This window comes from Streptomyces sp. NPDC085946 (assembly GCF_044540485.1).
Lineage (GTDB): Bacteria > Actinomycetota > Actinomycetes > Streptomycetales > Streptomycetaceae > Streptomyces.
The window spans coordinates 179,993-203,124 of sequence record NZ_JBITSF010000004.1 but is presented as its reverse complement, the minus strand read 5'-3'; the positions used below and the strand labels follow the sequence as shown (position 1 = coordinate 203,124).

Below are 23,132 nucleotides of genomic sequence, written 5' to 3'. Positions count from 1 at the left end.
CGGGGCCGGCCCGTCCGGGCGTGAGAGAGGAGAGGCACTGTCCATGGCTGACGACCTGATCACCCTGGTCACCACCGACCACCGGGAGCTGAAGCGCCTGTTCGACATGATGCGGACGGACAAGAGCTCCCGGCCGCTGGCGCTCCCCCTGGCCGTGGCCATGCTGGAGGCGCACAGCGAGGCCGAGGAGGACCGGGTCTACCCGGTCGTGGCCCGCGAGGCCGGCGAGAAGGAAGGCGCCGAGCACGCCGCCGAGGAGCACCACGAGGCCGAGAGCCTCGGCAAGCACCTGCTGGAGATGGACTGGGAGAGCGAGGAGTTCGACCGCGCCCTGCAGGAGTGGATCGACGCCGTCCTGCACCACGTCGAGGAGGAGGAGAACGAGATCCTCCCCGCGCTGCGCGACGCCGTCGACGCCGACCGGCTGCGCGAACTGGGGCGGCAGTTCGCCACCCGGCGGGCCCGGGCCCTGGTGGGACAGCCCCTCGGCGCCGTCGGGGACGGGACGGGCACCGGGGACCGGCAGGACGGGCCGGGCGGGCAGGACGGCACCGGCGTGACCCGGGCGGAGCTGTACGACAAGGCCCGCGAGCTCGGCGTCGAGGGCCGGTCCACGATGAAGAAGGACGAGCTGGCCCAGGAAGTGCGCAAGGCCGAGGAGCAGGGGAAGCGCTGAGCCGGGCGCGGCCCGTCCCGCATGGCCGCGGTCCCCGGGGGCACCCGGGGACCGTGGCAAGGAAACAGCGCTATGCGGTGGCGGCCTCCGGCCGCTGGTGGGACGAGGACGACGGACGGTGGCTGCCCGCCGGGGAGGCGCACGCCTGGGAGCAGGGCATGAACCAGACCGCGTGCGGCCTGTCCCTCCACCGGTCGCAGCTGTCCCGGTTCGCGGGCGTCGAATGGGCCGACATCCTGCCCGAGTCCGGCGGCGCGGCCGACCAGGTGCGCCGCGTGTGCCCCCGCTGCGCCGCCGCGGCGGGACGGCGCGGCGGCGCGGACGCCCGCCGGGGCACCGGCCGAGGCTGGCAGCGCACCGACCCCCGGCCGTAGCGCACCGATCCCTGGCCGTAGCGCACCGATCCCCGACCGTGGCACACCGATCCCCGGCCGTAGCGAGCCGGTTCCGCGGCGGACCGGTCCGCCCCGGTCCGTTCGGCTGATCCCAGGTGTCCCCGCAGACCCCCCGGGCACCCGGCCGTCATGAACACCTCTCACCGCACCCTCACCGACCACACCCTGCCCCTGCTGGCCGAGGGATACGCCTGGCTGCCCAACCGCATGCGGAAGCAGGCGGAGCCCGTCCTGCGCACCCGGCTCATGGGCCGGCCGGCACTGGCCGTGCGCGGGCCGGAGGCGGTGCGGTGGTTCTACGACGAGCGGCACGTGCACCGCCACGGCGCCATCCCCGGCCCGGTGCGGAGCACCCTGTTCGGCCACGGGGCGGTCCACACCCTCGACGGGGACGCGCACCGCGCGCGCAAGGCCCTGTTCCTGCCCCTGCTGCACGCCGACCGCATCGCCGGTGTCGTCGAGCACGTCACCGCGGCCTGGGACGAGGCGGCCGCCGGCTGGGCCGGGCGGGACCGCGTCGTGCTCTTCGACGAGGCGAGCGTGGTGCTCACCCGCGGGGTCTGCCGCTGGGCCGGCGTCCCCCTGCGCGACGACGAGGCCGAGCCGCTCGCCCGGGACCTGGTGGCGATGGTCGACGGGTTCGCCGCACCCGGGCCGCGCCACCTGCGGGCCCGGCGCGCCCGCAGCCGGCAGGAGGCCCGGCTGGCCGAACTGGTGCGGGACGTCCGCTCCGGTGTGATCAAGGCGCCCGCGGACTCCGTCCTCGACCGGGTCGCGCACCACCCGCACGCCACCGGCGAGCCGCTGGAGCCCAGGACGGCCGCGGTGGAACTGCTCAACGTCATCCGTCCCACCGTCGCCGTCTGCTGGTTCGTCGCCTTCTCGGCGCACGCCCTGCACCGGTGGCCGGAGAACCGGGAGCGGCTGCGCGACGGCGGCGCCGCGTACGCCGCGGCCTTCACCCACGAGGTCCGCCGCTTCTACCCGTTCGCCCCGTTCCTGGGCGGCCGGGCCGTCACCGACCTGGTCTGGCACGGCCGGCACGTCCCGGCCGGGAGCATGGTGCTGCTGGACGTGTACGGGCAGAACCACGACGAGAAGCTGTGGGGCGACCCGTACGCCTTCCGCCCGCAGCGGTTCCTGGAACGGCCGGCCGAGCGGGACGAACTGATCCCGCAGGGCGGCGGCGACCCCGGCACCGGGCACCGCTGCCCGGGCGAGGGCGTCACCGTCGGACTGCTGGAATCCCTCGCCCAGCGCCTGGCCCGCCTGGAGTACACCGTCCCCGACCAGGACCTGAGGATCTCGCTGCGCCGCATCCCGGCCCGGCCGCGCAGCGGCGTCGCCGTCACGGACGTACGCCTACCGGCCGCCTGACGGGCGCACCCGCTGCACGGGGACCGGCCGCCCGGCGCCGCCGGACGGCCGCCCGCACCGCGGCGGCGAGCGCCCGCCCGGGTCACCGCGGCCGACGTGACGGACCCGGGTGCCCCCCTCCCGTCCGGCGTCCGCCGCGGCCCCGCGACAGGCCCGGGCACGTGCGGCGCCCCCGGCCCCCGTGACGAGCGCCATGATCCCCTCGACGCCCCGCCCCTTCCCCCGGCCGCCCCGCCCGGCGAGCATGGGAGCGATCACGTAACGCCCTGGCACGCTCCGCCCCACCCGGCCGCCCGGGCCGGTGCCCGCGAGGCGGGGCCGCCCACGCTCCCGGAGGCCGCCGCATGACCGCACACCCCGCAGACCTGCCGCTGTCCGGGATCACCGTCGTCAGCGTCGAACAGGCGGCGGCCGCCCCGTACGCCACCCGGCAGCTCGCCGACCTCGGCGCGCGGGTGATCAAGGTGGAGCGGCCGGGCGGCGGCGACTTCGCCCGCCGGTACGACACCACGGTGCACGGCGAGTCCAGCTACTTCGTGTGGCTCAACCGGTCGAAGGAGTCCGTGACGCTCGACCTGAAGACCGGGCCGGGGCGGCGGATCCTCGACCGACTGCTCGCCGACGCCGACGTGTTCGTGCAGAACCTGGCCCCCGGCGCGGCGGTCCGCATGGGCCTGGGGCCGCAGGACCTGCGCGAGCGCTTCCCGTCCCTGATCCCGTGCACCATCTCCGGCTACGGCACGACCGGGCCGTGGGCCGACCGCAAGGCGTACGACCTGCTGGTGCAGTGCCAGACCGGCCTGGTGTCCCTGACCGGCAACGAGCACGGCCCCGCGCGGGTGGGCATCTCGGTCGCCGACATCGCCGCCGGCATGTACGCCTACTCGGGCGTCCTGACCGCCCTGTTCACCCGGGCGACCACCGGCACCGTACGGGCCGTCGAGGTGTCGCTGTTCGAGGCGCTGGCCGAGTGGATGGGCCAGCCCGCCTACTACACCCGCTACGGCGGCAGCCAGCCCCCGCGCATCGGCACGCAGCACGCCACCATCGCCCCCTACGGCGCCTACCCCACGGCCGACGGCAAGGACGTGCTGTTCTCCATCCAGAACGAACGGGAGTGGGCCGCCCTGTGCGAGCGGTTCCTGCGCCGCCCCGACCTGGTCGACGACCCGCGCTTCGCCACCGGCTCCGACCGGGTGGCCCACCGCGACGAGCTGAACGCCGTCGTCGCCGCCCGCTTCGCCGAGCTGACCGGCGACGAGGCGACGAAGCTGCTGGACGGGGCGGGCATCGCCAACGCCGGGGTCAACGACGTCGAGGACTTCCTGGCCCATCCCGTGCTCGGCGCGCGCGACCGCTGGCGGGACGTGCGGATCCCCGGCGGAGCCGTGGTCTCCGCGCTCCTGCCGCCCGCCGACCTGGCCGGCACCACCGCGCGCATGGACCCGGTCCCCGCGGTCGGCGAGCACACCGAGACCGTCCTGGCCGAACTGGGCTACGACGCGGCCGACATCGCCCGCCTGCGGTCCGACCGCGTGATCTGATCCACGCGGGGGCGCCGCCCGGCCACCGGGCGCACCCGCCTGCCCTGCGGTCCTACGGCAGCCTGCCCGCCGACAACTGCCCGCCGATGGCTGTTCGTTGCCGTTGCCGTTGCCGTTGCCGTTGCCGTTGCCGCTGTCGGCTGTCCGCCGACAGTCGCCAGTCGACCGGGACCGCTGCCCGCCGCCAGTCGACCGGGACCGCTGTCCGCCGACAGCCGCCTGTCCGCCGGCAGCGGCGGCCGCCTGCCCGTCCCCGTCGGCAGCCGCCGTCGGCCACGGTCCGCCGGCAGGGCCTCCGCCCCGGCACCCCGCGCCGCGCCCCGCCGTCACCCCCGCCGCGTCGCCCCGTCGAGGCCGATCCCGGCGAGCAGCTCCAGCATCCGGCCGTGCAGCCCGGGCGCCGCGACGAGGACGCTGTCGGAGCCGGCCGTCCAGTGCCGCCCCCGGGCGTCGGTGACCAGCGCGCCCGCCTCGCGGGCGATCAGCGCGCCGGGCAGCAGGCCGGTGCCGTCCCGGCCGAATTGCCAGAAGGCGTCGAGGCGTCCGGCCGCCGTGTCGGCGATCTGCCACGAGGCGGGTCCGAGGCTGCGCACGGCGCCCACGTGGGGCAGGACGGCGGTCAGCGACCGGCCCGCCGCCTCGGCGGCCCCGGGCTGCCGGGCGGCGAACGGCGGGTGGCCCGTCGCCACGAGGGCGGCGGCCGGGTCGGTCTTGCCGGAGGGCGTGACGGGCCGGCCGTCCAGGGTGGCGCCGTGGCCGCGCGCGGCCAGGTAGGTGCCGCCCAGCAGCGGCGCGTGCAGGACGGCCGCGACCGGCTCGCCGTCGCGGACCAGGGTCAGGCTCACGCAGAACTGCGGCAGCCCCTGCACGTACTGCACCGCCCCGTCGACGACGTCCACGATCCACACCTCGCCGCCCCGGGAGACGGGCACGACGTCGTCGTCGAGCCCTTCCACCCACGGCACCCCCGGCCGGATCTCCGCCAGGCGGTGCCGCAGCACCTCGGCGGCCGGCTCCTCCAGCGCGATCAGCTCCTCGGCGAGCTGCCCGGGGGTGTCCGCCGGCGCGGGCCGCGGCACGGCGGTCAGGGCGGCGCCGGCCTCCCGCGCGGCGGCGGCCAGGGCGGCGAGCAGGTTCCGGTGGGGCACGGCGACTCCTGTCGGTGCGTCGGGCCGGTGCCCCGGTCCCCGGGGCACCCTGACGCCTTCCGGCGCCGCACGGGACCGCGGCGGGCGGGTACCTCCCCGGGGGACGACGCGGTGGTGCGCACGGGCACCGGACCCCGGGTAACCACGACCGCGCCCGCACTCACCCCCCGGGGCCGCCGATGCTCCCTCGAACCCGCCGCACATCCGCCCGGCGGGGCGTGCCTCGTGCCCACGGCCCACGGCCCACGGCCTGCGGAGACGCCGAGGCGCACGCCGGGCCGCGCCGTGGGTGCGCCCGCCGCGAGCAGACCGGTCGTGGTGCGGGCGGACGGAGCCGCGGAGCGGGCCCGGCCGTCCGGCGGGTGCGTCCGGCGGGCCGCGGGAGGCGGTGTGCGGGCCCTCGGCCCAGGAGCCGGCGCCGCGCCGATGCCGCGCGGGAGGACGGGGGACGCGGGGCCGCCCTGTTCGCCGGCGGCGTCCTGACGCGGAGCCGTGACACGCGCGCCCTGCGCACGGGTGCCCCGGGTGTCCCGAACGCCCCGGCGGGACCGGGACGGACCGCCGGGGCGCGTACGGACCCGGTGGCCCGCCGGCTGCTCGGCCCGCCCCTTCCCGCGCCCCGCCGGTCCCGGTTCCTCCGGCTGTCCACCGCAATCTCCTGGTTCCCGCAGGATTGCCCCGGGACCGGCCGGGTACGCGTGGCTGGACGCGTTCGGGAGCGATCATGTCCCGGGCGGTCCGGACGACCCGCCGCTACCAGGGGATCTGCCATGGAGACACCCGCCAACAACCACAGGCCCACGCCCGCCCAGCGCGCGCTCGACGTGCTCGTCGAGAACGCCGAGGACACGGCGGCCCTGGACGCGCTGGCCGACAGCGAGGTCCTCGTACCGGTGCCCGAGGACACGAGCGAGGAGGACGCGACGGACCCGGGCACGGTGACGCTGCCGGTGCTGGAACAGCCGGACGGCGAGCCGGTGGTGCCCGTGTTCACCTCGGAACTGGAGATGGCCGGGCTGCTGCCGTTCGTCTCGCGCTACCGCCTCGTGCCGCTCGGCGCCCTCGCCGCGCACTGGCCGGCCGACGACCTGTCGCTCACCATCGACGGCAGCTCGGCCCACCGCCTGACGCTCACCTCGGAGGGGGTACGCACCCTGCTGGCGCGTCCGTAGCGCCGGCGTCCTCGCCCAGCGCGCGGGCCAGCGCGGCGCGCTGCAGCGGCAGCACCTCCGTGTGCAGGTCGCGCCCCTTGCGGGTGAGGGTCACCCAGACACCGCGCCGGTCCTCCGCGCAGACCGAGCGCGTGACCAGCCCGTCCTTCTCCAGCCGGGCGATGAGCCGGGACAGCGCGCTCTGGCTGAGGTGGACCCGGCCGGCCAGGTTCTGCACGCGGCACTGGTCGCCCTCCTCGGGTGCCGCGGTCGCGAGCAGGTCCAGTACCTCGAAGTCGGAGGCGCCCAGACCGTGCGGGTGCAGCGCGCGGTCGATCTCGCACAGCGTCCGCGCGTGCACCGAGAGGATCTCCCGCCACCGTTCCTCGAGCCGCGCACCGGCCGTCTTCGCTCCCATACCCGAACGGTAACACCGGCCGACCGTTCGATGAACGTGCAACTACCGCAGGCCGACATCCGGCCGCCCGCTCCTGACGGACCCGTGCCGGAGGGGCCCTCTAGGTCGACTCCCTCTTCACCAGCTCCGTCGGCAGGATCACCGCCGCCGGGTCCTCCCCGCCGATCTGCGCGAGCAGCACCCGCACCATCTCGGCGCTGATCCGGTCCCACGGCTGCCGGATGGTGGTCAGCTCCGGACTGGAGGCGAGCGCGGCGGGGGAGTCGTCGAAGCCGCCGACCGCGACGTCCTCGGGGACCCGGCGGCCCGCCCGGTGCAGGGCGGCCAGCACGCCCTGGGCCATCAGGTCGGAGGCGACGAACACGGCGTCCATGCCGGGGACCTGCGCCAGCAGTTGCTCGGCACCCGCCTCCCCGCTGGCCCGGCTGTAGTCGCCGGAGACGACCAGCCGTTCGTCGAGGGCCACGCCCGCCTCGGCGAGGACCTCCTGGTAGCCGGCGAGGCGCTCGACACCGCCCGGGGTGTCCAGCGGGCCCGTCACCATGCCCACCCGGCGCCGCCCGAGGGACAGCAGGTGGCGGACCATGTCGCGGGCGCCGTCGCGGTCGTCGGCGGCCACGTAGCTCACCTTGGAGCCCAGCCCGATCGGCTTGCCGCACGCCACCAGCGGCACGCCCGCCTCGCGGAGCTGCTCGGCGACCGGGTCACCGGAGTGGCTGGAGACCAGCAGCACCCCGTCGACGTGCCCGGCGGTGATGTACCGGGTGATGCGCCGCCGTTCGTCCTCCGTGCCCGCCAGCATCAGCAGCAGCGGGACGTCGTGCGCGGCCAGCGCCTGCGTGCACCCCCGCAGCAGGACGTTGAAGTTGGGGTCCTCGAAGAACCTCTCCTGCGGCTCGGTGAGCAGGAAGCCGACCGAGTCGGAGCGGCCGGTGATCAGCGAGCGCGCGTGCCGGTTGACGACGTACCCCGTCCTGCGGATGGCCGCGTTGACCGCCTCCTGGGCGGCCGGACTGACGTAGTGCCCGCCGTTGAGCACGCGCGAGACGGTGCCGCGCGAGACCCCCGCCTCGCGCGCCACGTCGTGGATCGTCGGCGGCTTGCGCCGGCCCCCCGTGTTGCTCATGGTCATGACTTTACGGCTCCGGAGAGCAGGTCCAGGCTCCAGAAGCGCTGGATGACCAGGAAGAGGACGACCAGCGGCAGCACCGCCAGGAACGCGCCCGTGACCACCAGCGTGTACAGCGCCGGGGTGTTGGCGCCCTGCTCCAGGAGCGTGTACAGGCCGAGCGTGATCGGGAACTTCTCGTCGTCGCTGAGCATGATGTACGGCAGCAGGAAGTTGTTCCAGATCGCCACGAACTGGAAGAGGAACACCGTCACCATGCCGGGGATCATCATCGGCAGCGCGATCCGTGTGAAGATCCGCCACTCGCCCGCCCCGTCCATCCGCCCGGCCTCGACCACGTCGGCGGGCACGGCCGCCGCGGCGTAGATCCGCGAGAGGTAGACGCCGTACGGGGAGAGGATCTGCGGCAGCAGGACGGCGAGGTGGGAGTCGGTCAGGTCGGCCTTCGCCAGCAGCAGGTACTGCGGGACGGCGAGGATCACCGGCGGCATCAGCACGCCCGCGAGCAGCACGTTGAACATCGTCTCGCGGCCCGGGAAGCGGTAGGTCGCCAGCGCGTAGCCGCTGAACGCCGACACGCACGTCGACAGCAGTGCGCCCAGACCGGCGTACAGCGCCGAGTTGCCCATCCACTGCCAGTAGACGCCGTCGCGGTAGGCGCTGAGGTCGGAGAGGTTCTGCGTGAAGCCGGTGCCCGGCAGGAACGTGAAGGTGGAGAACAGCTCGCGGCCGGACTTGGTGGCCGCGATGATCACCCAGGCCACGGGCAGCAGGCAGTACACCGCGCCGAGCAGCAGGGTGACGGTCGGGACCAGCGCGATGCGGCGGCGCAGCGGGGGTCCCTGAGCGGTGCCCGGCGTGGTGCCCGCGGCCGGTCCGGCCTTGCGCAGGGCGAGAGAACTCATCGTGCCGCCTCCTGCTTCTGACGACGGTTGGAGGCTCGCAGGAAGCCGAAGGACAGCAGCAGCGTGACCAGGGCGATGATCGTCGCCTGGGCGGCCGCCGCGTGGATGTCGCCCTTGCCGAAGGCGTCCTGGTACACCTTCATCAGCGGACTCCAGGTCGTGGACACGGAGTTGGTGAGCGGCTTGAGGGTGGTCGGCTCGTTGAACACCTGGAGCGTGGCGATGATCGAGAAGAAGAAGGTCAGCACCAGCGAGGGCGCCACCATCGGGATCTTGATGCGCAGCGCGATCTGCAGCGGGGTGGCGCCGTCCAGCCTGGCCGCCTCGTACACCTCGGCCGGGATGGCCCGCAGCGAGGTGTAGATGACGATCATGTTGAAGCCGGTGCCGCCCCACACCGCGATGTTCGACAGGGCGAGGTAGAGCGGACCGCCGTCCAGCAGGTCGGGCTGCGGCAGGCCCAGCCGGTCGAGCACGAAGTAGAAGGGGCTGACGTCCGGCAGGTAGAGGAAGCCCCACAGCAGGGCCGCCACCACGCCGGGGACGGCGTACGGCAGGAAGATCGCGAGCCGGGTGAACGGCGCGAGGCGCACCTTGTCCGAGTCGAGCATCAGCGCGAAGAGCAGCGCCAGGCCCAGCATGACGGGGACGACGATGCAGCCGTAGCCCAGCACGCGCAGCGCGCCCCGCAGCAGTTCGCTGTCGGAGAGGGCGGCGGTGTAGTTCTCCAGGCCGGCCCAGACCTCGGTGCGGGCGCCGGAGCCCAGGCCGAGGCCGGACACCTTCACCTTGCGGAAGCTGAGCCAGACCGCGTAGCCGATCGGCAGCGCGAAGAAGAGGGCGAACAGGACCGTCGCGGGGAGGAGGAAGAGGTAGGGGGCGCCGCGTCCCGTTGCGCGTGCGCCGGTGCGGGAGGGGAGGGCGTACGGGGCCTCCTCGGCCCCGTACGCCCTCCGGCGTGCTGCCGTCTTCACCGAGCGACCTCGAAGCCCTGCTTCTCCAGGTCGGCGACCGTGTCGTCGTGCATCTTCTTCAGCGCGGCACCGAAGTCCGACTTGTTCTTGGTGGCGGCGCCGAAGGCGTCCTTGAAGGACGTGTAGGCGACGTTGACGTTGGGGCCCCAGGCGGAGGGGGCCGTGGTCTCCGCTATCTCGGCGGCCTGCGTGTAGAAGTCCGCCTGGTTGGAGAAGTAGGCCGGGGGCTCCTGGAAGGCGCCGCTGGTCTGGGCGCCGGTGGCGGCCGGGTAGATGCCGCCCTCCCTGGCGAGGGCGTTGAGGGCCTCCCGGTCGGTGTTCAGCCAGGCGGCGAACTTCGCGGCGGCGTCCCGGTGCTTGCTGTCCGTGGTGACGGCGGTGGAGGAGCCGCCCCAGCTGCCGGTGCGGTTCTCGTCCGCCGACCACTGGGGGAGCGGGGCCATGGCCCACTTGCCCTTGGTGTCGGGAGCGGCCGTGGTCAGCGTGCCCGGTGCCCACACGGCGCTGACCCAGGCGATCTGCTTGCCGGTGTTGAGCGCCTTGTTCCAGGCCGGGGTGTACATCGGCTGGTCGTCGATGGCGCCCTCCTTGACGAGGCCGCCCCAGAAATCGGCGACCTTCCGCGTCGCCGCGTCGTCGATGCCGACCTTCCACTTCTGGCCCTCGGTGGTCCACCACTTCGCGCCGGCCTGCTGGGCCAGACCCGCGAAGAGACCGGAGTCCCCGGCGGAGAAGGTGGTGAGGTCCTTGTCCGGGGCCTTCTTCTTCAGCTCGCGGGCGGTCTCGGCGAACTCCTCCCAGGTGGCCGGGACGTCCAGGCCGTACTTCTCGAAGAGGTCCTCGCGGTAGTAGAACATCATCGGCCCGATGTCCTGCGGCACCGCGTAGACCGCGTCCGTGCCCAGGGTGGTCTGCTGCCAGACGCCCTCGGCGAACTCGTCCTCCGCGTCGCCCACGGTGTCCGAGATGTCCGCGAGCGCGTCGTTGCTGACCAGCGTCGGCAGCGCCTGGTACTCGGCCTGCACCAGGTCGGGGGCCTTGCCCGCCTTGTGCGCGGTGAGGATCTTGGTGACCAGCGTGTCGCCGGACGCCTGCTTCTTCACCGTGACGGTGATCCGCTCCTTCTTGCCCGGGCCCTTGTTCCACAGGTCCACGACCTTGTCCATGCCGGGCGCCCAGGTCCAGTACGTCAGCGAGACCGGGCCGGACCCGGTCCCGCCGTCCCCGGAGTCCGAGCCGCAGGCGGCGAGGGTGGTGGCGCCGAGCGCGACGGCGACGGCGGAAGTCACGAGGCGACGGCGCTTCGTGTACGGCATGGAGTTCTCCCCTGACCTGGGCCCCCGCCTGCTGCGGGAACCTGCCCTGCAGTTGCCGGCCGAACCTGCCGCGCAGGTGCCGGCTGACCGGGTCCCCGCCCGTCGCGAGGCCCTGCCATGCTTCTGTGAGCGTTCACAGTAGAGAAACATCCCAGACACTTGTCAATGGTTGTTGCTGTGCGGTTATGTTGGGCTCCGCACCGCCTCGCTGTGTGTGCACGTTCCCAATTGATCGATCACCGGGAGACATTCCATGCCGGAGACCACCCCCAAGGGCCTGGCCGGGCTCGCCTTCGGTGGGGACTACAACCCCGAGCAGTGGCCGGAAAGCGTCTGGCAGGAGGACGTCCGGCTGATGCGGGAGGCCGGCGTCACCATGGTGAGCGTCGGGATCTTCTCCTGGGCCCTGCTGGAACCCGCTCCCGGGGAGTACGACTTCGGCTGGCTGGACCGGGTCCTCGGCCTGCTGCACGAGAACGGCATCCGCGTCGACCTGGGCACGCCCACGGTGGCCCCGCCCGCCTGGTTCTACCGCGCCCACCCCGAGGCGCTGCCGGTGACCGCCGAGGGCGTGCGCCACGCGTTCGGCTCGCGCGGCGCCATCTGCCACAGCAACCCCGACTACCGCGCGGCCGCCGCGGCCGTCACCACGCGGCTGGCCGAGCGCTACGGCGACCACCCGGCCCTGGCCCTGTGGCACGTGCACAACGAGTACGGCGTCCCCGTCTCCGCCTGCTACTGCGACTCCTGCGCCGCCCACTTCCGCCGCTGGCTGGCGACCACGTACGGCACGGTCGACGCGGTCAACGAGGCGTGGGGCACCGCCTTCTGGGGCCAGCGCTACGCCTCCCTGGAGGAGATCGACCCGCCGCGCCTGACGCCCACGGTCGGCAACCCGGGCCAGGCGCTGGACTACCGGCGCTTCGCCGACGCCACCATGCGCGAGAACTTCTGCGCGGAGCGGGACATCCTGCACCGGCTCTCACCCGGCGTCCCGGTCACCACCAACTTCATGACCGCGCTCAGCCAGTGCGACTCCGTGGACTACTGGGCCTGGGGCCGCGAGGTCGACCTCGTCACCAACGACCACTACCTGATCACCGACGGCCGCCGCACCCACGTCAACCTGGCGATGGCCGCCGACCTCACCCGTTCCGTCGCGGGCGGCGCCCCCTGGCTGCTCCTGGAACACTCCACCTCGGGCGTCAACTGGCAGCCCCGCAACCCCGCCAAGGCGCCCGGCCAGATGGCCCGCAACTCCCTGGCCCACGTGGCGCGCGGCTCCGAGGGCGCCATGTTCTTCCAGTGGCGCCAGTCCCGGCGCGGCGCCGAGAAGTTCCACTCCTCGATGCTCCCGCACGGCGGCACCGACACCCGGGTCTGGCGGGAGGTCGTCGAGCTGGGCGCCTCCCTGGAGTCGCTGGCCGGCATCCGCGGCACCCGCACGGAGGCCGACGTCGCCGTGCTGTGGGACTGGCACTCCTGGTGGGCGCAGAACCTCGCGTGGCGCCCCAGCGAGGACCACGACGCCCGCGAGCGCGCCGACAGCTTCTACGCGGCCCTCTACGACCGCCACCTCACCGTCGACTTCGCCCACCCGGAAGCCGACCTGTCGGGGTACCCCCTCGTCGTCGTGCCCGCCCTGTACCTGATGACGCGGGCGGCCGGGGACAACCTCCGGCGGTACGTCGAGAACGGCGGCACCCTCGTCGTCTCGTACTTCTCCGGCATCGTCGACGAGCACGACGCCGTCCACGAGGGCGCCTACCCGGGCGCGCTGCGCGACGTCCTCGGCCTCACGGTCGAGGAGTTCTCGCCGCTGCTCCAGGGCGAGCGGGTCCGCCTGACCGGCCCGGACGGCTCCGAGCTGAGCGGCGACGTGTGGACGGAGTTCGTGGTGCCGCGCGGCGCCGAGACCGTCTGGACGTACGCCGACGGCCTGACCGCCGGCCGCCCGGCCGTCACCCGGCACCGCCTCGGCGCGGGCACCGCCTGGTACGTCTCCACCCGCCTGGGCGCCGACGGCCTGGAGGCCCTGCTCGGCCGGGCGGCCGAGGACGCCCGGCTCGCGCCGCGCGCCGACCTGCCCCGCGACGTCGAGGTCGTCCGCCGCACCGGCGGGACGGGCAGCTACCTGTTCGCGATCAACCACACCGACGCCGACGCCAAGGTGCCGCTGGACGCGCCCGGCACCGAGCTGCTCACCGGCGAGCGGGCCGCGGGCCCCCTCGTGGTCCCGGCCGGGGCCGTCCGGGTCGTGCGGCTCGACGGCTGAGCCGACTCCCCTCCGCCCGTGCGAGCCGCGAGCCGCGGGCGGAGGGGGGCCCTCGCCGCACGGCGGGGGCCACCCCCATCCCCCTCTCACGTCGAAGGGACGACGGACGACGATGTTCCATCCCAGACGCACCCTCAGGGCCCTGCTGCTGCCGCTCGCCGCGGGCCTCGCCCTCACCGCCCTGCCCGCCCAGACCGCCCAGGCCGCGAGCACCCTCACCAACGGCGGCTTCGAGGCCGACGGCTCGGGCGCCGCCACCCCGAGCGGCTGGTCGGAGTACGGCTCGGCCGGCGCCTCCTTCGTGGAGTCCGGCGGCCGCAGCGGCACCTACCGCCTCAGCCACTGGGCGTCCTCCGCCTACAAGGTGGAGACCTACCAGTACCTGTCCGGACTGGCCGACGGGAACTACCGGCTCACCGCCTGGGTCCGCTCCGGCGGCGGGCAGAACGCCGCCTACATAGCCCTGAAGAACTGCGGCGGCCCCGAGCAGCGCACCGACCTGCCGGTCTCGGCCAGTGGGTGGATCAGGATCGTCGTGCCGGTCAGGGTGACGGGCAACCAGTGCACGATCAGCGTCAACAGCGACGCGAACGCCGGCAACTGGATCAACGTGGACGACCTGACCTTCACGTCCGGCACCTCCGGCCTGTCCGTCAAGGGCGCCGACATCTCCTCCCTCGCCAAGAGCGAGGCCAGGGGCGGTGTCTACCGGACCGCGTCCGGCACCGTCGCGGACCCGGTCGCCGTCCTGAGGAAGGCCGGCATGAACTACGCGCGCCTGAAGGTCTGGGTCGACCCCGCCGACGGCTACAACAACAAGGCGCGCGTCCTGGCGACGGCCAAGCGCGTCAAGGCGCAGGGCATGAAGCTGCTCGTCGACTTCCACTACTCGGACACCTGGGCCGACCCGGGCGCCCAGTCCAAGCCCGCCGCCTGGGCCGGGCACACCTACAGCCGGCTGAAGACGGACGTCTACCAGCACACGTACGACGTCCTCGGCGCGCTCAAGGCGCAGGGCACCGCCGCCGACATGGTCCAGGTCGGCAACGAGATCAACGGCGGCATGCTGTGGGACGAGGGCTCGACCGCCAACTGGCCGCAGCTGGCCGGACTGCTCAACAGCGGATACGACGCCGTCAAGGCGGTCGACCCCGCCACCCCCGTCGCCCTGCACCTCGCCAAGGGCGGTGACCTGGCCGGCACCCGCTGGTGGTTCGACAACGCCGTCTCCCAGGGCGTGAGGTTCGACGTGATCGGCCTGTCGTACTACGGCTACTGGCACGGCACGCTGGCCGACTTCCAGACCACCCTCGACGACGCCGCCGCCCGCTACGCCAAGCCGGTGTTCGTCGCCGAGACGGCCTACCCGTTCCGGCTGGGCAGCGAGGACGCCCACGAGGACATCATCGACACCACCGGCGAACTGGTGGCCGGCTACCCGGCGTCCGTGGCCGGGCAGACCCGGTGGATGAACGACGTGGCGAGCATCGTGGAGGCCGTTCCGGGCGGCCGCGGCCTCGGCGTCTTCTACTGGGAGGCCACCTGGACCGCGGTCCCCGGCAACGGCTGGGACCCGGCGGACGCCGCCTCCGGCAACGGCTGGGAGAACCAGGCGCTGTTCGGCTACGACGACCGGGCGCTGTCGTCGATGTCGTGGTTCGGCCACCGCTGAACCCGGCCCTTCCGGGGCCCGGCCGCACCCCTGCGGCCGGGCCCGCCCCCGTCACCGGCCGCCGGGGCCGAACTGCCGTGCCGCACAAGGCCGTTCGGTACCGGACAAGGGGCCGCGAGTTCCGGCCCGGGCCGCATTCGCCACGGCACAGTGGGAACACGCCGTAGAGGAAGCCCGGGCCGAGGGGGCGAGATGCTGAGGAACCCCGTCCGTCGCACGCGTGCGGACATCCTGGACTGGCTGAAGGATCCGGGCCGCGCCGAGCGGGGGGTCACCGCGGAGGCCGTCGCCGCCCGCTTCGGCCTGCCCCGCGCGGTCGCCGCCACCCACCTCCGGGTGCTCGCGGCCGCCGGCCTGCTGCGCACCGGCACGGCCGGAGGACGCCCGACCTACCGGCGCGACGAGATGCGCGTCGCCGACGTCGCCCGCATGTTCGAGAAAGGCTGGTAGGGGGCGGACCCGAGGTCCGCGTCCCGCCCGGTACGGCAGGCCGGGGGCGGGTGCGGCTCCGGCCGGCGTCCCTGCGCCGGCCGGTCCGGACCCGAGGCGCCGGACCGCCTTCGGCCGCTGCCCCCGCCCGCACCGCCTCACCCGCCGCCCCGGCCCCGCGGGGACACCGGCGCGCGGGAGACCGCCGGACCCCCTCGTGCCCGGTGGCCCGCGGGAGCGCGGCGTGGCGGTGTGCGAGGGCGCGCCCGCCACGACGTGACCCGCCGCCGTGCCGGTGGTTACCCTGTTGACCGGCCGCGATCACCGCGCGGCCCGGCGGCCGGGCCCGCCGCACCCGCCCCGCGGGACCACCGCCTCAGGGCCCCGGCGAGCAGGAGACGCACGACATGACAGCCCCGGAAGCGGAGGGACTCCGCCTCCCGTCCCGCGCCCCCGGGCGGCGGTCCGCCCGGCGCGGCCAGGCACCCGTCGTCGCGGTGGTCGCGCTCGGCGGGGGAGCGGGGGCCGCCGCCCGCTACGCGGCCTCCCTGGCGTGGCCCGGCGGCACGGACGCCTTCCCCTGGACGACCTTCTGGGTCAACGTCGCCGGGTGCGCCGTGATCGGCGTGTTCCTGGTGGTCGTCACGGAGTTCCGCCCCGCCCACCGCCTGGTCCGCCCCTTCTTCGGCACCGGCGTCCTCGGCGGGTTCACCACGTTCTCCACGTACGCCGTCGACGTCCAGCGGCTCGTCGACCACGGCCGCGTCGGCACGGCGCTGGCCTGCCTCGCCGCGACGCCCCTCGCCGCGCTCACGGCGGTGTGGCTCGCCGCCGCGGCGACCCGCCGCGCCCTGCGCGGGAGGCGACCGTGACCCGCACGGCCGGCAGCGGGCTGCGCGCCACCGTCTTCGTCGGCGAGCGGGACACCTGGCGGCACCGGCCCCTGTACGCGGAGATCGTCCACCGGGCCCGCGCCGCGGGCCTCGCGGGAGCCAGCGTGTTCCGCGGGGTGGAGGGGTTCGGCGCCTCCTCCCTCGTCCACACCGCGCGCCTGCTCTCGCTGAGCGAGGACCTCCCGGTGGCGGTCGTCATCGTGGACACCGAGGAGCGCGTACGGGCCTTCCTGCCCGAGCTCGACGCCCTGGTCGGCGAAGGGCTCGTCGTCCTCGACGCCTGCGAGGTCGTCCGGTACGGCGCCGCCCGCCGCGAGGAGGCGCCGTGACCTGGCTGCTCGTCGTCGCGGGCGCCATGGTCGGCGCCCCGCTGCGCTACCTCACCGACCGCGCGGTTCAGGCGCGGCACGACTCGGTGTTCCCCTGGGGCACCTTCACCGTCAACGTCGCCGGCTGCCTCGCCCTGGGCCTGCTGACCGGCGCGGCGGTCGCGGGCGCCGCCGGCTCGCACCTGCGCCTGCTGCTGGGCACCGGCCTCTGCGGCGCCCTGACGACGTACTCGACCTTCTCCTACGAGACCCTCCGCCTGGCGGAGACCGGGGCCCACCGCTACGCCGTCCTGAACGTGGCGGCGAGTGTGGCGGCCGGCCTCGGGGCGGCGTCCGCGGGCGTGCTGCTGGCCCGCGCGTTCCTGGCCTGACGGGCACCACCCGGCCCGCGCGTCCCGGCCCGACAGGTGCCACCTTGACAGTCACCCCTGACACGCCGCAGGATCACTCCGTGAACCTGTCAGACAGCCAGACAGGTGGGCCGGTCCCGCGGCGCGTCAGCGCGATGGAAGCGGTGCTCACCCACCTCCGCGGCGCCATCGAGCGCGGCGAGTACGCCATCGGCGCCAAGCTGCCCTCCGAGGCCGAGCTCTGCCGCACCCTGGAGGTCTCCCGGCCGGTGCTGCGCGAGGCGCTGCGGGCGCTGCAGACCATGGGCCTGACCGTGTCCCGGACCGGCAAGGGCACCTTCGTCGTCGCGCACGCCGTCGGGGACCCCACCTTCGGCGACTACGCCGCCAGCGACCTGCTGGAAGTGCGCCGGCACGTCGAGATCCCGGTCGCCGGGTACGCCGCCCGGCGCCGCACCCCGGAGAACCTCGACCACCTGGCCCGGCTGCTCGACCGCATGGAACGGGAGACGGACACCACCGCGTGGGTCGCGATGGACACCCTCTTCCACCTGGCCCTGGCCGAAGCCGCCCAGAACCCGGTCTTCCGGCGGGTCATCGAGGAGATCCGGGACGCGCTGGCCCGCCAGTCCGCCTTCCTCAACGAGCTGGGCGGGCGCCGCGAGCAGTCCGACCGCGAGCACCGGGCGATCGTCGAGGCCCTGATCGACGGGTCCGCCGACGACGCGGAGCGGGCCATGGCCCACCACATCGACCGCGTCGAGACGACCCTCACCGACATCGTGCGCCCCGCGCGCACGGACCCCACCGCCGGAGCCGGCGCGTGACGCACGCCGCCGGCCGCCGGACCGCGCCGACCCACGACCACCAGGCAGACATGAACAGCAGCTCCCCCGCGGCCGCACCCCCGGTCCGCGCACCCCGCCACGCCCCCGTCGCCCACCTCGTGCGCGGCGGCGTGGTGGAAGGCGTCCACTACGGCTCCGTCGTCGTCCTCGGCGCCGACGGCGAGGTCCGGCTCGCGCTCGGCGACCCCGAGGCCGCCTTCTACCCCCGCTCCGCGCTCAAGCCCCTCCAGGCCGTCGCCCTGGTGCGCGCCGGGCTGCCGCTCGACGGCGAGCTGCTGTCGCTGGCCGCCGCCAGCCACTCCGGCGAGGACCGCCACCTCGCCGGCACCCGGCGCATCCTGGAGCGCGCCGGGCTCACCGAGGACCACCTGCGCAACGTCCCGGACCTGCCGTTCGACCCGGCCGTCCGCGACGCCTGGGTGCGCGCGGGCCGCCCGGCCTCCCGCCTCGCCCAGAACTGCTCCGGCAAGCACGCGGCCATGCTCGTCACCTGCCGGGTCAACGGCTGGTCCCTGGACGACTACCTCGACCCCGCCCACCCGCTCCAGCGGGCCGTCGCCGAGACCGTCGAGGACCTCACCGGGCAGCGCGTCGCCCGGGTCACCGTCGACGGCTGCGGGGCACCCCTGTTCTCCGTCTCCCTGCACGGCCTGGCCCGCGCCGCCGCCCGCATCACCACGGCCGCGCCCGGCACCCCCGAGGCCCGGGTGGCCGACGCGGTGCGCGCGCACGCCGAGATGGCCTCCGGAGCCGGCCGGGACGTCGCCGCGCTGATGCGGGCCGTGCCCGGGCTGCTCGCCAAGGACGGCTTCGAGGGCGTCCAGGTCGCCGCGCTGCCCGACGGCCGGGCCGTCGCCGTGAAGATCGCCGACGGCGCGAACAGGGCCCGCGTCCCGGTGGCCGCGGCCGCCCTCGCCCACGCCGGGGTCGACCCGACGGCGCTCACCGCCTTCGCGGGGGAGCCGGTGCTCGGCGGCGGCGTGCCCGTCGGCGGCGTCCGCCCGGTCCCCGCCCTGGACCCGGCGGTCCGGCTCGCCCCGGCCGCCGTCCGGGAGGAGGCCCGCACCGCATGACCGCCGCAGCCACCCGCGCCGAGCACGACCTGCTCGGCGACCGCGAGGTCCCCGCCGAGGCGTACTGGGGCATCCACACCCTGCGCGCCACGGAGAACTTCCCCATCACCGGCACCCCGATCTCCGCCCACCCGCACCTGATCGAGGCCCTCGCCGCCGTCAAGGAGGCCGCCGCCCTCGCCAACGAGGAACTCGGCCTGCTGGACCCGGAGAAGGCCGCCGCCGTCGTCGCGGCCTGCCGCGAGATCCGCGCCGGGAAGCTGCACGACCAGTTCGTCGTGGACGTCGTCCAGGGCGGCGCCGGGACCTCCACCAACATGAACGCCAACGAGGTCGTCGCCAACCGGGCCCTGGAACTGCTCGGCCACGCCAAGGGCGACCACCACCACCTGCACCCCAACGAGCACGTCAACCTCGGCCAGTCCACCAACGACGTCTACCCGACCGCCGTGAAGGTCGCCACGGTGTTCGCGGTGCGCGGCCTGCTCCGGGCCATGGCCGTCCTCCAGGACGCCTTCGCCCGCAAGGCCGCCGAGTTCCGCGACGTGCTGAAGATGGGCCGCACCCAGCTCCAGGACGCCGTGCCGATGACGCTCGGGCAGGAGTTCTCCGCGTACGCGGTGATGATCGGCGAGGACCGCAGCCGGCTCGCCGAGGCCGCCGCACTCGTCCACGAGATCAACCTCGGCGCGACCGCGATCGGCACCGGCCTCAACGCCCCCGCCGGCTACGCCGAAGCGGCCCGCCGCCACCTCGCCGGGATCACCGGCCTGCCCCTGGTGACCGCCGCCGACCTGGTCGAGGCCACCCAGGACTGCGGCGCGTTCGTCCAGGTGTCCGGCGTGCTCAAGCGGATCGCCGTCAAGCTGTCCAAGACGTGCAACGACCTGCGCCTGCTGTCCTCCGGGCCCCGCGCGGGCCTCGGCGAGATCAACCTGCCGCCGGTGCAGGCCGGTTCGTCGATCATGCCCGGCAAGGTCAACCCGGTGATCCCCGAGGTCGTCAACCAGGTCGCCTTCGAGGTGATCGGCAACGACGTCACCATCACCATGGCCGCCGAGGCCGGACAGCTCCAGCTCAACGCCTTCGAGCCGGTCATCCTGCACTCCCTGTCCCGGTCGATCACGCACCTGCGCAACGCCTGCCTGACGCTGGCCGAGCGCTGCGTCGACGGCATCACCGCCAACGCCGAGACGCTGCGCGCCACCGTCGAGAACTCCATCGGCCTGGTCACCGCCCTCAACCCGCACATCGGGTACACGGCCGCCACCGGCATCGCCCAGGAGGCCCTCGCCACCGGCCGGGGCGTCGCCGAACTCGTCCTGGAGAAGGGCCTGCTGCCCGCCGGCACCCTCGTCGGCCTGCTGCGCCCCGAGACCCTCGCGGGCAGCCGCCGGGCCCCGGCCCGACCCGCGGACGCCCCGGGACCGGCCGCTCCTTGTCCGGTTGTGGACGCACCCGGGCACGGGTGAGGATCCTGCGCATGTTCGCGCGCAAGAACCGCCGCCCCACGTCCCCCGAACTCCTCGCGGCCTGGCAGAGCCTGGACGAGGGGGACGTCCCCGGGGCACTGCGTCACCTCCGGCACGGCACCGACGGCCTGCCCCTCGCGGAGGTCGCCCTCGTGGTGGCCCGGGCCGCCGGCGCCGCCGGCTTCACCGACCTCCGGGAAGCCGCCACGACCCTGGCGTCCCGTCCCGGCACGGTCCGCGCCCTCTACGACTTCGGCTGTGCCTGCGTCGAGCGCGGCGTGTCCTACCTGGCGGTACCCGCCCTGCGCGAGGCCCTGCGGCTGGCCCCGGACACCCCCGCGGTGCTGCGGGAACTGGTCTCCGCCTACGAGGACGAGGGCCGCCACCGCGAAGCCGCCGACGTGCTCGGCGCGCACGAGGCCGGCTTCGCCGACTGGCCCGACCGCTACCTGCTCGTGCACAACGCGCTCATGGCCGGCGACCTGGACCTCGCCCGCCGCCAGCACGCCCTGCTGCCCGACCCGGACGACGCGATGTGGCGGCCCCCGCGGGCCCGGCAGCAGCGGATGCTCCAGCGGGCCGACGCCGCCCGGCGGGCCGCCCCGCTGGACGGGACCGACCTGCGCGGCTGGCAGTACGTCATGGGCGGCACCGTCCTCGGCTCGCTCTCCCCGTTCGGCCACGACGCGGGCATGGCCGGCCGGTACGCGTGGCTGCAGGACACCCACGCCGGCTGCCTGCGGGGGCTGCTGCGCCTGCGGACCGTGCTCGACGCGGCCGGGACGCGTCCGGAGACGGTGTCCCTGCTGCCCGACCGCGGCAGCCGCGTCCTGGGCCTGGCCGCCGCCGAGGTCCTCGGCCTGCCCGCCGTGCCCTTCGCCCCCGGACGGCACGACACCGTCGTCGTCGCGTACGACCTGAACGACCTGGCCCGCGAGGACGGCGGCCCCGAACTCCTCGGGGGACTGTTCCACCGCGTGCCCGGCCAGGTGCTCCACGAGCACGCGAGCTGCTGGACCGACCCGCCGGCCGTCACCCCGGACAGCGTCGCGCTGCTCCACCAGTCGGTGGTGGCGCCCTGGGGCGCGCGGCTGCGGCAGGGCGCCGACGGCGGGATCGAGCGGGAGGAGCCCGACCCGCGGCCGGAGGCGGAGATCGCCGCGGACGTCGTGGCCGCCGACCCCGCGCCGGACGAGGGTGACGGGAAGACGCCCGCCGACCCCGACGAGCACGTCGCCGCCTTCGTGACGGCGGTGCGCGACACCTGGCTGCGCGGCGACCGGGCCGCCCTGAAGACGTCCGGGCCGGTGCGCAGTTCCCGGTTCCTGTGAGCGGGCACCGGCGTGCTCACGCGCCGGCGCCCGCGCCGTTCCTCGCCCTGCCGCCGGTGGCCGGGCGAAGGCGGTCCCGCCGGTGCTGTGCGTGAGGGCGCGGCGGACCCGCAGGGCGGCCGCCCGGTGCGCGGTGCCCTGCCGACGGGTGCGCGGCGCCCGCGGGTACGCGTGGCCCCCCGGCCCGCCGCCGCGGCCGCCCGCCCGTCACTCCTGGACGAGGCGGCAGCCCAGGAGCCGCAGCGCCAGCGTCACCACCCCGGCGCCCAGCGCGGCGGCGCCCGCGATCGTCCCCGCCTGCGCCCAGCCGGAGCCGGCGCCGGGCGGCGTCACCGCCGCGGACGCGGGGACCTCGTGCGCGACGGGCCGGGCGCGCAGCGCCTCCAGCGAGCCGACCGGGTCGACCCGCCCGGCGGACGCGAACCCCCAGTCGAGCAGTGACCGCGCCTCCTCGTACACGGCGAAGCCGTCGCCGTCCTGGGGGTTCATCACCGTCACCACGAGCGTGCGCCCGTCCCGGCGCGCCGCCGCGACGAGCGTGTGCCCCGCCTCGCTGGTGTAGCCGTTCTTGATGCCGATCAGCCCCCGGTACCGCTGCACCCCGTCGGAGCCGGTCAGCAGCCGGTTGGTGTTGCGGATGGGGTAGGACCAGTCGCCGCCGCGCCCCGGGAAGTCGGCCTCGACCGTGGCGCAGTACCGGGCGAAGTCGGGGTTGCGCAGCCCTTCCCGTCCGAAGAGCGTCAGATCGTACGCCGACGACACCTGCCCCGGGGCGTCGTAGCCGTCCGGCGACAGCACGCGCGTGTCGCGGGCGCCGAGGGACCGGGCCTTGGCCTCCATCCGCTGGGCCGCGGCCCGCCGGCCGCCGCTGAGCGCGGCCAGGACGTGCACGGCGTCGTTGCCCGAGTTGAGGAACACCCCGTTCCACAGGTCGGTGACCCGGTACGTGTTGCCCTCGGCGACCCCGACGAGGCTGCTGCCGGAACCGACCTCCCGCAGTTCCCGCTCGTCGACCGTGTGCCGGACGCCGCCCGGCAGCACCGGCAGCACCGCCAGGGCGAACAGGGTCTTCAGGGTGCTGGCGGGCGGCAGCCTGCGGTGCGCGTCGTGCGCCGCCAGGACCTCCCCGGTGCGGGCGTCGGCGACCAGCCAGGACAGGGCCGACACGTCCGGGACCCGGGGTGCCCCGGCGCGCGGCCGGACCTGCGTGCCGGAGCGGTACAGCAGTGAGGGCTGCGGCACCCCGGCCCGCTGCCCGCCGCCGCGCGGGCCGGGATCCGCCCCCGAACGGGTGGCCGCGGCGGCGGGGGAGAGCGCCAGCAGGCCCGCGACACAGAGCGCGCAGGTGGACACGGCCGCCCGGGAAGTCAATCGGATCGTCATACCGCAAACGTAGGAACGAGCCCTTCGAACACCGCGCTGGCCGG

22 protein-coding genes are annotated in these 23,132 nt (G+C 75.0%); 15 read left to right on the top strand and 7 right to left on the bottom strand.

Annotation, left to right across the window (positions count from 1 at the left end; all coding sequences use genetic code 11):
• Window positions 1-43 precede the first annotated feature (43 nt).
• From ACIF8T_RS10985 to ACIF8T_RS10970, 4 genes are all read left to right on the top strand, one after another.
• Window positions 44-676, top strand: coding sequence for a hemerythrin domain-containing protein (locus ACIF8T_RS10985; RefSeq protein WP_400033459.1), 633 nt, complete (start codon window positions 44-46; stop codon window positions 674-676).
• 53 nt (window positions 677-729) lie between these two features.
• On the top strand, window positions 730-1,050 hold the full coding sequence (locus ACIF8T_RS10980) for a hypothetical protein (RefSeq protein WP_400033457.1): 321 nt from the start codon (window positions 730-732) through the stop codon (window positions 1,048-1,050).
• Window positions 1,051-1,200: 150 nt separating this feature from the next.
• Entirely contained in the window at window positions 1,201-2,448 is a 1,248-nt protein-coding gene (locus ACIF8T_RS10975; RefSeq protein WP_400033455.1) for a cytochrome P450, read from the top strand.
• Window positions 2,449-2,792: 344 nt separating this feature from the next.
• Entirely contained in the window at window positions 2,793-3,992 is a 1,200-nt protein-coding gene (locus tag ACIF8T_RS10970; RefSeq protein WP_400033453.1) for a CaiB/BaiF CoA transferase family protein, read from the top strand.
• 326 nt (window positions 3,993-4,318) lie between these two features.
• Here ACIF8T_RS10970 and ACIF8T_RS10965 read toward each other — a convergent pair whose 3' ends face one another.
• On the bottom strand, window positions 4,319-5,140 hold the full coding sequence (locus ACIF8T_RS10965; RefSeq protein ID WP_400033451.1) for an inositol monophosphatase family protein: 822 nt from the start codon (window positions 5,138-5,140) through the stop codon (window positions 4,319-4,321).
• Between the two features lie 770 nt (window positions 5,141-5,910).
• Between ACIF8T_RS10965 and ACIF8T_RS10960 the strand changes: the two genes are divergently transcribed.
• Window positions 5,911-6,312, top strand: a complete 402-nt coding sequence (locus ACIF8T_RS10960; protein ID WP_400033449.1) for an SseB family protein — start codon at window positions 5,911-5,913, stop codon at window positions 6,310-6,312.
• On the opposite strand, the gene ACIF8T_RS10955 is transcribed toward ACIF8T_RS10960, so the two are convergent.
• The 5 genes from ACIF8T_RS10955 to ACIF8T_RS10935 all read right to left on the bottom strand — a co-directional run bounded on the left by ACIF8T_RS10955 (window position 6,272) and on the right by ACIF8T_RS10935 (window position 11,033).
• On the bottom strand, window positions 6,272-6,709 hold the full coding sequence (locus ACIF8T_RS10955; RefSeq protein ID WP_400033447.1) for a MarR family winged helix-turn-helix transcriptional regulator: 438 nt from the start codon (window positions 6,707-6,709) through the stop codon (window positions 6,272-6,274). The genes ACIF8T_RS10960 and ACIF8T_RS10955 overlap by 41 nt on opposite strands.
• 100 nt (window positions 6,710-6,809) lie before the next feature.
• On the bottom strand, window positions 6,810-7,841 hold the full coding sequence (locus tag ACIF8T_RS10950) for a LacI family DNA-binding transcriptional regulator (protein WP_400033445.1): 1,032 nt from the start codon (window positions 7,839-7,841) through the stop codon (window positions 6,810-6,812).
• Window positions 7,838-8,743, bottom strand: coding sequence for a carbohydrate ABC transporter permease (locus tag ACIF8T_RS10945; RefSeq protein ID WP_400033443.1), 906 nt, complete (start codon window positions 8,741-8,743; stop codon window positions 7,838-7,840). Before ACIF8T_RS10945 ends, ACIF8T_RS10950 begins: the two co-directional genes overlap by 4 nt.
• A complete protein-coding gene (locus tag ACIF8T_RS10940; RefSeq protein WP_400033441.1) occupies window positions 8,740-9,717 on the bottom strand; it encodes a carbohydrate ABC transporter permease in 978 nt (325 codons plus the stop codon). Before ACIF8T_RS10940 ends, ACIF8T_RS10945 begins: the two co-directional genes overlap by 4 nt.
• Window positions 9,714-11,033, bottom strand: a complete 1,320-nt coding sequence (locus ACIF8T_RS10935) for an ABC transporter substrate-binding protein (RefSeq protein WP_400033439.1) — start codon at window positions 11,031-11,033, stop codon at window positions 9,714-9,716. The genes ACIF8T_RS10940 and ACIF8T_RS10935 overlap by 4 nt, the downstream gene beginning before the upstream one ends.
• 253 nt (window positions 11,034-11,286) lie before the next feature.
• Here ACIF8T_RS10935 and ACIF8T_RS10930 point away from each other — a divergent pair, with 253 nt between their 5' ends.
• The 10 genes from ACIF8T_RS10930 to ACIF8T_RS10885 all read left to right on the top strand — a co-directional run bounded on the left by ACIF8T_RS10930 (window position 11,287) and on the right by ACIF8T_RS10885 (window position 21,705).
• Window positions 11,287-13,308: a beta-galactosidase gene (locus ACIF8T_RS10930; RefSeq protein ID WP_400033437.1), complete on the top strand. Its 2,022-nt coding sequence runs from the start codon at window positions 11,287-11,289 to the stop codon at window positions 13,306-13,308.
• 112 nt (window positions 13,309-13,420) lie between these two features.
• Entirely contained in the window at window positions 13,421-14,980 is a 1,560-nt protein-coding gene (locus ACIF8T_RS10925; protein WP_400033435.1) for an arabinogalactan endo-beta-1,4-galactanase, read from the top strand.
• A gap of 192 nt (window positions 14,981-15,172) precedes the next feature.
• Window positions 15,173-15,430, top strand: a complete 258-nt coding sequence (locus ACIF8T_RS10920; protein WP_400033433.1) for an ArsR/SmtB family transcription factor — start codon at window positions 15,173-15,175, stop codon at window positions 15,428-15,430.
• 386 nt (window positions 15,431-15,816) lie between these two features.
• Window positions 15,817-16,281 carry a fluoride efflux transporter CrcB gene (crcB, locus tag ACIF8T_RS10915; protein WP_400033431.1) on the top strand — a complete coding sequence of 155 codons (465 nt, stop codon included), beginning with the start codon at window positions 15,817-15,819 and terminating at the stop codon, window positions 16,279-16,281.
• The gene (locus tag ACIF8T_RS10910; protein WP_400033429.1) at window positions 16,278-16,631 is read left to right on the top strand and encodes a DUF190 domain-containing protein; all 354 of its coding nucleotides are present in this window, start codon (window positions 16,278-16,280) and stop codon (window positions 16,629-16,631) included. Before crcB (ACIF8T_RS10915) ends, ACIF8T_RS10910 begins: the two co-directional genes overlap by 4 nt.
• Window positions 16,628-17,002 (top strand): fluoride efflux transporter CrcB, encoded by a 375-nt coding sequence (gene crcB / locus ACIF8T_RS10905; RefSeq protein WP_400033427.1) that lies wholly within the window; start codon window positions 16,628-16,630, stop codon window positions 17,000-17,002. Before ACIF8T_RS10910 ends, crcB (ACIF8T_RS10905) begins: the two co-directional genes overlap by 4 nt.
• A gap of 134 nt (window positions 17,003-17,136) precedes the next feature.
• Window positions 17,137-17,808 (top strand): FadR/GntR family transcriptional regulator, encoded by a 672-nt coding sequence (locus ACIF8T_RS10900; RefSeq protein ID WP_400033919.1) that lies wholly within the window; start codon window positions 17,137-17,139, stop codon window positions 17,806-17,808.
• A 50-nt stretch (window positions 17,809-17,858) separates the two neighbouring features.
• Entirely contained in the window at window positions 17,859-18,902 is a 1,044-nt protein-coding gene (locus ACIF8T_RS10895) for an asparaginase (RefSeq protein WP_400033917.1), read from the top strand.
• Window positions 18,899-20,374, top strand: a complete 1,476-nt coding sequence (aspA, locus tag ACIF8T_RS10890; protein WP_400033425.1) for an aspartate ammonia-lyase — start codon at window positions 18,899-18,901, stop codon at window positions 20,372-20,374. Before ACIF8T_RS10895 ends, aspA begins: the two co-directional genes overlap by 4 nt.
• Before the next feature lie 11 nt (window positions 20,375-20,385).
• Window positions 20,386-21,705: a hypothetical protein gene (locus ACIF8T_RS10885; protein ID WP_400033423.1), complete on the top strand. Its 1,320-nt coding sequence runs from the start codon at window positions 20,386-20,388 to the stop codon at window positions 21,703-21,705.
• Window positions 21,706-21,912: 207 nt separating this feature from the next.
• On the opposite strand, the gene ACIF8T_RS10880 is transcribed toward ACIF8T_RS10885, so the two are convergent.
• Window positions 21,913-23,088: a D-alanyl-D-alanine carboxypeptidase family protein gene (locus ACIF8T_RS10880; RefSeq protein WP_400033421.1), complete on the bottom strand. Its 1,176-nt coding sequence runs from the start codon at window positions 23,086-23,088 to the stop codon at window positions 21,913-21,915.
• Between the last annotated feature and the right edge of the window lie 44 nt (window positions 23,089-23,132).

What these genes read in the sequence shown, in the direction of transcription:
- ACIF8T_RS10895 (WP_400033917.1), top strand. Translation starts at nt 17,859, where the DNA reads ATGAACAGCAGCTCCCCCGCGGCCGCACCCCCGGTCCGCGCACCCCGC.
- ACIF8T_RS10920 (WP_400033433.1), top strand. Translation starts at nt 15,173, where the DNA reads ATGCTGAGGAACCCCGTCCGTCGCACGCGTGCGGACATCCTGGACTGG.
- ACIF8T_RS10960 (WP_400033449.1), top strand. Translation starts at nt 5,911, where the DNA reads ATGGAGACACCCGCCAACAACCACAGGCCCACGCCCGCCCAGCGCGCG.
- ACIF8T_RS10885 (WP_400033423.1), top strand. Translation starts at nt 20,386, where the DNA reads ATGTTCGCGCGCAAGAACCGCCGCCCCACGTCCCCCGAACTCCTCGCG.
- ACIF8T_RS10930 (WP_400033437.1), top strand. Translation starts at nt 11,287, where the DNA reads ATGCCGGAGACCACCCCCAAGGGCCTGGCCGGGCTCGCCTTCGGTGGG.
- ACIF8T_RS10900 (WP_400033919.1), top strand. Translation starts at nt 17,137, where the DNA reads ATGGAAGCGGTGCTCACCCACCTCCGCGGCGCCATCGAGCGCGGCGAG.
- ACIF8T_RS10950 (WP_400033445.1), bottom strand. Translation starts at nt 7,841, where the DNA reads ATGACCATGAGCAACACGGGGGGCCGGCGCAAGCCGCCGACGATCCAC.
- ACIF8T_RS10985 (WP_400033459.1), top strand. Translation starts at nt 44, where the DNA reads ATGGCTGACGACCTGATCACCCTGGTCACCACCGACCACCGGGAGCTG.
- ACIF8T_RS10925 (WP_400033435.1), top strand. Translation starts at nt 13,421, where the DNA reads ATGTTCCATCCCAGACGCACCCTCAGGGCCCTGCTGCTGCCGCTCGCC.
- aspA (WP_400033425.1), top strand. Translation starts at nt 18,899, where the DNA reads ATGACCGCCGCAGCCACCCGCGCCGAGCACGACCTGCTCGGCGACCGC.
- ACIF8T_RS10935 (WP_400033439.1), bottom strand. Translation starts at nt 11,033, where the DNA reads ATGCCGTACACGAAGCGCCGTCGCCTCGTGACTTCCGCCGTCGCCGTC.
- ACIF8T_RS10955 (WP_400033447.1), bottom strand. Translation starts at nt 6,709, where the DNA reads ATGGGAGCGAAGACGGCCGGTGCGCGGCTCGAGGAACGGTGGCGGGAG.
- ACIF8T_RS10975 (WP_400033455.1), top strand. Translation starts at nt 1,201, where the DNA reads ATGAACACCTCTCACCGCACCCTCACCGACCACACCCTGCCCCTGCTG.
- ACIF8T_RS10880 (WP_400033421.1), bottom strand. Translation starts at nt 23,088, where the DNA reads ATGACGATCCGATTGACTTCCCGGGCGGCCGTGTCCACCTGCGCGCTC.
- ACIF8T_RS10970 (WP_400033453.1), top strand. Translation starts at nt 2,793, where the DNA reads ATGACCGCACACCCCGCAGACCTGCCGCTGTCCGGGATCACCGTCGTC.
- ACIF8T_RS10945 (WP_400033443.1), bottom strand. Translation starts at nt 8,743, where the DNA reads ATGAGTTCTCTCGCCCTGCGCAAGGCCGGACCGGCCGCGGGCACCACG.
- crcB (WP_400033431.1), top strand. Translation starts at nt 15,817, where the DNA reads ATGACAGCCCCGGAAGCGGAGGGACTCCGCCTCCCGTCCCGCGCCCCC.